Consider the following 6,065-nt stretch of genomic DNA (forward strand, 5'->3'; position numbering starts at 1 on the left):
GGGCGGTCGTCCACGACGATGATCTCGTGCGGCGCGGGGCCCGCGCCGTCGCGCAGGGCGGCCAGCAGCGCGTGCAGCGTGACGCGCAGGCTCGGCCTGCCGATCGTGGGAATGACGACGGTGCAGCTCATCGGGCGTGCACCTCCCGGCGGCGCACCACGAACGGGCCGATGGCGAGCAGGTCGACCGGCGCCGAGCCGAAGCACTCCAGCGCGTCGCGGGGGTCGTCCACCATGGGGCGGCCGGCGGTGTTCAGGCTGGTGTTGACCAGGACCGGCAGCCCGGTGCGGCGGCGGAACTCCTCCAGCAGGCGGGCCACGAGCGGCTCGCCGGCGGGGTCGACCGTCTGGACGCGGGCGGTGCCGTCCACGTGCACGACGGCGGGGATCCGCTCGCGCCACTCGGGTCTGACCCGGTGCACGAACAGCATGTAGGGGCTCGGCAGCGGGCCCTCGAAGATCTCGGGCGCTCGGTCGAGCGCCACCATCGGCGCGATGGGCCGGAACTGCTCGCGACCCTTGACGTCGTTGAGCCGCTCGATGTTGGCGGCACGCCCGGGGTGGGCGAGCAGGGAGCGGTGCCCGAGCGCGCGCGGACCGAACTCCGAGCGCCCCTGGAACCACGCCACGATCTCGTCGCGGGCCAGGGCGTCCGCGACGGCGGCGGCCAGGTCGTCCGGCCGCCCGTAGGGGATCCTGGCGGTGTCGAGCCGCGCGGCGATCTCCTCGTCGTCCCACCGGCGGCCGAGGTCGGCGCCCGGCATGGCGGCCAGCGGGTCGCCGCCCGACCGCGCGACGTGCAGCGCCGCGCCGATCGCGGTCCCGGCGTCGCCCGCCGCGGGCTGGACCCAGATGTCGTCGTAGGGTCCGGTCTCGGCGAGCCGGGAGTTGGCGACGCAGTTGAGGGCCACGCCGCCGGCGAGCATCAGGCGGCGGGATCCGGTCCGGCCGTGGAGCCAGGCCGCGAGGTCCAGGAGCACCTCCTCCAGGCGGGTCTGGACGCTGGCGGCGAGGTCGGCGTGGTCCCGGGTCCACTCGCCGCCGGGCCGGCGGGCCTTCGCCAGGGAGCCCCAGTCGATCGGGGCGACCGCGAAGCCGCCGTCCCCGGTCGCGCGGACGTGCTCGCGCAGCTCGTCCAGGAAGCGCGGCTCGCCGTAGGACGCGAGCGCCATGACCTTGTACTCGTCGCTGGAGCGCAGGAAGCCGAGGTGCTCGGTGAGGTCCTCGTACATGAGGCCGAGCGAGTGGGGGAGGCGCTGGGCGTGCAGCGGCGTCAGCTCGCCGGCCTCGTACGTCCCGGCCAGGTGCGAGTGCGACTCGCCGCGGCCGTCCAGGACCAGCACGTCGCCCTCGCCGGGCCCGGGCGCGGCGAGCGCGGCGGACGCGGCGTGCGCCACGTGGTGCGGCACGTACCGGACGATCCCGGGGTCGAGCCCCGGCAGCGCGGTCGCCAGGAAGTTCGGGGCGCGCCGGGCGTAGAGCGTGCGCAGGCGCTCCCACTGGGCGTCGTGCCCGTCGAGTCCGGGTTCGGCGAGCTCGGGATCGTAGGAGTAGGCGACGGCGTCGAGGTCGCCGGGCTCCAGCCCGGCCTCCTCCAGGCACCACCGGGCGGCCTGCTCCGGCACCTCCCAGGCGGAGAAGGGCACCGGCCGCTTCCCGTGCTTGCGGCGGCTGAAGCGCTCCTCCTCGGCCGCGGCGACGACGGTGCCGTCCGACACCAGCGCGGCGGCCGGATCATGGAAGATCGCGTTGATTCCGAGCACGCGCATGAGTACCCCGTTTCGGCGCAGCGTTCGGTGGGAGAGGGGTCGGTGGCCTTCGTCGTAGGCACCGTGCTCCGGCCGGATCCCCCGGAGCGAAATCCCCTATAGGTAATTCGGGACATTGCCGAGAACTGTGTGGCTAAACGCTGTTGTCGGAAGAGTCGCTCGTAATAAAAGTTGCAGGTGATGCGCCATTTACGGACATGGAGGGGAAAGCGGGGGGTAGTGGCCGGTTCATGCGCTTCACCGTCGTCGTCATCACCCGGGACCGGCGGCGGTCCCTGCTCGCCACCCTGGCCGCCGCCCGCGCGCTCACCGAGCGGGCTCCGGTCATCGTGGTGGACAACGCCTCGGGGGACGGGTCCGCCGCCGCCGTCGCCGAGGGGTTCCCGGAGGCGACACTGATCCGTTCGCCGCGCAACCTCGGCGCCGTCGCCCGCAACCTCGCCGTCGACCACGTCCGCACGCCCTACGTCGCGTTCTGGGACGACGACACCTGGTGGGACCCGGACGCGCCGTCGCGAGCCGCCGGCCTCCTGGACGCGCACCCGCGGCTCGCCGTCGTGACCGGCCGGATCCTGGTGGAGCCCGGCGGCCGCGAGGACCCGATCGTCCCGGAGCTGCGGCACTCGCCCGTCCCCGGGCCGCCGTGGCTGCCGGGGCCGGCGCTCGGCTCGTTCCTGGCGGGGGCCTCCATGGTCCGGGCCGAGGCGTTCCGGGAGGCGGGCGGGTTCTCCCCCCGGCTGTGGCTGGGCGGGGAGGAGGAGCTGCTGAGCGCCGACCTGATGGCGCTCGGCTGGCAGCTGTGCTTCGCCGAGGACGTCGTCGTGCACCACGAGCCGTCCCGCGTCCGCGAGGCGCACCTGCGGCGCCGCCACGGGATCCGCAACACCCTGTGGTTCACCTGGCTGCGCCGCCCGCTGCCCGTGGCCGTACGCCGGACGGCCGTCCTGCTGCGCACGCTGCCGCGCGACCGCGTGACGGCCGCCGCGCTCGCCGAGGCCGCGGCCGGGCTGGCCTGGGTGGCCCGCGAGCGCAGAGTGCTGCCCCCCGACGTCGAGGACCGCCTGCGCCGCCTGGAGGCGTCGCAGCGCGCGTCCAGGGCCCGCCGCTACGTGAGCTAGGGAGAGCACCGCATGCCGGACGTGACGATCGTGATCGCGACCCGTGACCGCGCGCCGGAGCTGCGCCGCAGCCTCGGCCACCACGCGGCGCCGGTCATCGTGGCCGACAACGCCTCCCGCGACGGCACCGTCGCCGTCGCGGAGGCGGCGGGGGCGACCGTCCTGAGGCTGCCGGCCAACCGGGGCGCGGCCGCCCGCAACGCCGGGGCCCAGCTCGCGGCCACCCGCTACATCGCCTTCGCCGACGACGACTCCTGGTGGGCCCCGGGCGCGCTGGAGCGGGCGGCCGCGATCCTCGACGCCCACCCGCGGACGGCGCTGCTCGCCGCGAAGATCCTGGTGGGGGAGGAGGAACGGGTGGACCCCGTCTCCGAGCGGATGGCCCGCGCGGAGCTCGGGCGTCCCGAAGGCATGCCGGGACCGGCCGTCCTCGGCTTCCTGGCCTGCTCGGTCGTCGTGCGCAGGGACGCCTTCCTCGACGCGGGCGGCTTCTCCGGCGTCCTGCACTTCGGCGGCGAGGAGGAACTGCTCGCCCTCGATCTGGCCGCCGCCGGATGGGGGCTCGCCTACGTGCCGGAACTGGTCGTCCACCACCACCCGTCCCCGGCGGGCCGCGACCCCGCGGCCCGGCGCCGCAGGCAGGCGCGCAACCGGGTGCTGACCGCGTGGCTGCGCCGCCCGCTCCCCGCGGTCGCGCGCACCGCCGCGTCCGCGCTCGCCAGCCGGGAGGGCCGCGCCGGGCTCGCCGACGCGGCACGCGCGCTGCCCGCCCTCGCCCGCTCCAGGCGGCCGGTCCCGCCCGCGGTGGAGGCCGCCCGCGCCCGGCTCGCGCGGTACTGACGTTTCGCACCCGCGCCCCGGGTACTGCGGCGGTGACCGACCGACCCGACCACCCGAGGGAGGCGCCGATGCGCGCCGTCGTGATCAACTGCACGCTGAAGCGCTCGCCCGAGACGTCCAACACCGGCGCGCTCGCCGCCGTGGTGGAGGAGGCCCTGCGGGCCAGGGGCGTCGAGGTGGAGACCGTCCGGGCCGTCGACCTGGACATCCCGCCCGGCGTGGAGACCGACCTCGGCGAGGGCGACCCGTGGCCCGCCGTCCACCGCTCGCTGCTGGAGTCGCAGATCCTGGTCCTCGCCTCGCCGACGTGGGCGGGCCAGCCGTCCTCGGTCGCCCAGCGCGTCGTCGAGCGGATGGACGCGATGCTGTCGGAGACCGACGACGAGGGGCGCCCGGTGGCCTTCAACCGGGTCGGGGGCGTCATCGTCACCGGCAACGAGGACGGCGCGCACCACGTGATCAACAATCTGAGCGGCGCGCTCAACGAGTTCGGCTACACCATCCCCGGCCAGGCCTGGACGTACTGGAACCGGGGCCCCGGGCCCGGGCCGAGCTACCTGGAGACCGAGGAGGGCCGGGACTGGTCGCACAGCACCGGGCGGGCCATGGCCTCCAACCTGGTGGCGGTCGCCTCGGCGCTCGCCGAGAACCCCGTCCCCGCCCCTCCGTCCTGACCTCAGGGCCGAGCCGGGGACCGGTCGCGGGCCAGGGACAGCGCGCACAGGGCGCCGAGCAGCACCATCCCGGCCAGCGCCCAGCCGGTGCCGTACTCGGCGTGCCGGGTGGACGCGCCTGACTCGGCCAGCGAGAGGAACAGCGTCCCGACGGTGGCGATGCCGACCACCTGGGCGAGCTGCATCAGCGTGAGGAGCAGGCCGCTGGCGTCGGCCGCGTCACCCGGTGGGACGTGCCGCAGCGCGGTCGTCATGATGATCGGCATCACCCCGAGCCCGAACCCGATGACCGCGGTGAGCGCCTCGTAGGCGAGGCCGCCTCCGGCGAGCGGACCGACGCACAGGTAGCCCGCACCCGCCACGGCGAACCCGGCCGGGACGGCGCGCCGGTGCCAGCGGGCCGGCAGCCGCTGCCAGTTCAGCCCGACGAGCCCGAACGCGGTGACGCACGGCACGAACGCCAGCCCCGACTCCAGCGGGGACATCCGCAGGTCGCCCTGCAGGTGCAGCGTGGTGGTGAACAGGAACGACGACCAGCTCGCCGGGCCGAACACGATCGCCACGCAGGCCGGGACCAGCAGCGGGGCGCGCAGCACACGGGGCGAGACCAGCGGCCGCCCGCCCGCGGCCGCCACGCGCCGCTCCACGGCCACGAAGACCGCGGCGAACGCGGCGCTGGCGGCCAGCGACGCCCAGCCCCACAGCGGCCAGCCCAGCTCGTGCCCCATGATCAGCGGGACGACGAGCAGCAGCACCGCCGGTGCCAGCGTGAACACGCCCGGGAGGTCCAGCTCGGCCCGCAACGGGCGCGTCCGGGGCGCGGGCTCGTCGCGGGGCAGCACCCGCGGCCCCGCGAGCAGCAGCGCGGCGCCGATCGGCACGTTGACGAGGAAGACCGCCCGCCAGCCCGTCCCGAACAGGTCCGCGCCGACCAGCAGGCCCCCGGCCGCCTGCCCGACGACGACGCCGCCGGCGATGACGGCCGAGTAGAGGCCGAGCGCCCGCCCCCGGGCCGCGCCGGTGAAGTCCCGCTGGATCATCGACATCACCTGCGGGGTCAGCATCGCCGCGCCCGCGCCCTGCAGGAAGCGGCACACCACCAGCGTCCCGGTGGACGGCGCCAGCCCGCACGCCAGCGACGCCGCCGTGAAGGACGCGAGGCCGAGGTGGTACAGGCGGCGGTGGCCCGCGATGCCGCCGAGCCGCGCGCCCGTGATCAGCAGGACCGCGTAGGAGATGATGTAGCCCGCCACGATCAGCTGGAGCCCCGCGCCCGAGGCGTGCAGGTCGGCGCGCATCGTCGGGAGGGCCACGTTGACGATGTTCACGTCGAGGATGGCCATGAACTGGCCGAGCAGGATGACGGCGAGCGCGAGCCCGCCGGATCCGTTCCGCGACCCCCGGTCGGGAACGGTCCCGCGCAGGTCGGTTGTCTGTGTCATGTGTACGAGAGTGGGGGTGCGCCGGTACCGGTAACGAGAGCCTGCCGATACTGGTACTGACAGCACCTGGCAGAGCACGCCCGCCCGAGGCAGGCTGGGGGAGTGACGATGACGAGTCCGCCCGCCGCGCCCGCCGCCCGCCGCGGCGGCGCGGGTCCTATGCGAGCGGCCGACTTCCGCAAACAGGGTCTGATACGCGCTTAGGCCCTGCTTGCGGGGTTAG

Annotated in this window: 5 protein-coding genes; 3 read left to right on the forward strand and 2 right to left on the reverse strand. The window is 75.4% G+C overall.

The genetic code is table 11. The features are described from left to right. Positions 1-127: 127 nt before the first annotated feature. A complete protein-coding gene (locus AB0K37_RS39675) occupies positions 128-1,768 on the reverse strand; it encodes a carbamoyltransferase C-terminal domain-containing protein (RefSeq protein ID WP_363990693.1) in 1,641 nt (546 codons plus the stop codon). A gap of 230 nt (positions 1,769-1,998) precedes the next feature. Here AB0K37_RS39675 and AB0K37_RS39680 point away from each other — a divergent pair, with 230 nt between their 5' ends. The 3 genes from AB0K37_RS39680 to AB0K37_RS39690 all read left to right on the forward strand — a co-directional run bounded on the left by AB0K37_RS39680 (position 1,999) and on the right by AB0K37_RS39690 (position 4,400). Next, positions 1,999-2,886: a glycosyltransferase gene (locus tag AB0K37_RS39680; protein ID WP_363990696.1), complete on the forward strand. Its 888-nt coding sequence runs from the start codon at positions 1,999-2,001 to the stop codon at positions 2,884-2,886. Positions 2,887-2,898: 12 nt separating this feature from the next. Beyond that, complete coding sequence (locus AB0K37_RS39685; RefSeq protein WP_363990699.1) at positions 2,899-3,726, forward strand: glycosyltransferase family A protein; 828 nt, start codon at positions 2,899-2,901, stop codon at positions 3,724-3,726. Between the two features lie 68 nt (positions 3,727-3,794). Then, a complete protein-coding gene (locus AB0K37_RS39690; protein WP_363990702.1) occupies positions 3,795-4,400 on the forward strand; it encodes an NAD(P)H-dependent oxidoreductase in 606 nt (201 codons plus the stop codon). A gap of 2 nt (positions 4,401-4,402) precedes the next feature. Here the strand turns inward: AB0K37_RS39690 and AB0K37_RS39695 are convergent, their stop codons facing one another. After that, on the reverse strand, positions 4,403-5,842 hold the full coding sequence (locus AB0K37_RS39695) for an MFS transporter (protein ID WP_363990705.1): 1,440 nt from the start codon (positions 5,840-5,842) through the stop codon (positions 4,403-4,405). Positions 5,843-6,065: the final 223 nt, after the last annotated feature.

Source organism: Actinomadura sp. NPDC049753, assembly GCF_040674655.1.
GTDB classification, from domain to species: domain Bacteria; phylum Actinomycetota; class Actinomycetes; order Streptosporangiales; family Streptosporangiaceae; genus Spirillospora; species Spirillospora verrucosospora.

Excerpts from the sequence above, each read along its gene's own strand:
- AB0K37_RS39675 (WP_363990693.1), bottom strand. The coding sequence starts at position 1,768 with ATGCGCGTGCTCGGAATCAACGCGATCTTCCATGATCCGGCCGCCGCG.
- AB0K37_RS39680 (WP_363990696.1), top strand. The coding sequence starts at position 1,999 with ATGCGCTTCACCGTCGTCGTCATCACCCGGGACCGGCGGCGGTCCCTG.
- AB0K37_RS39685 (WP_363990699.1), top strand. The coding sequence starts at position 2,899 with ATGCCGGACGTGACGATCGTGATCGCGACCCGTGACCGCGCGCCGGAG.
- AB0K37_RS39690 (WP_363990702.1), top strand. The coding sequence starts at position 3,795 with ATGCGCGCCGTCGTGATCAACTGCACGCTGAAGCGCTCGCCCGAGACG.
- AB0K37_RS39695 (WP_363990705.1), bottom strand. The coding sequence starts at position 5,842 with ATGACACAGACAACCGACCTGCGCGGGACCGTTCCCGACCGGGGGTCG.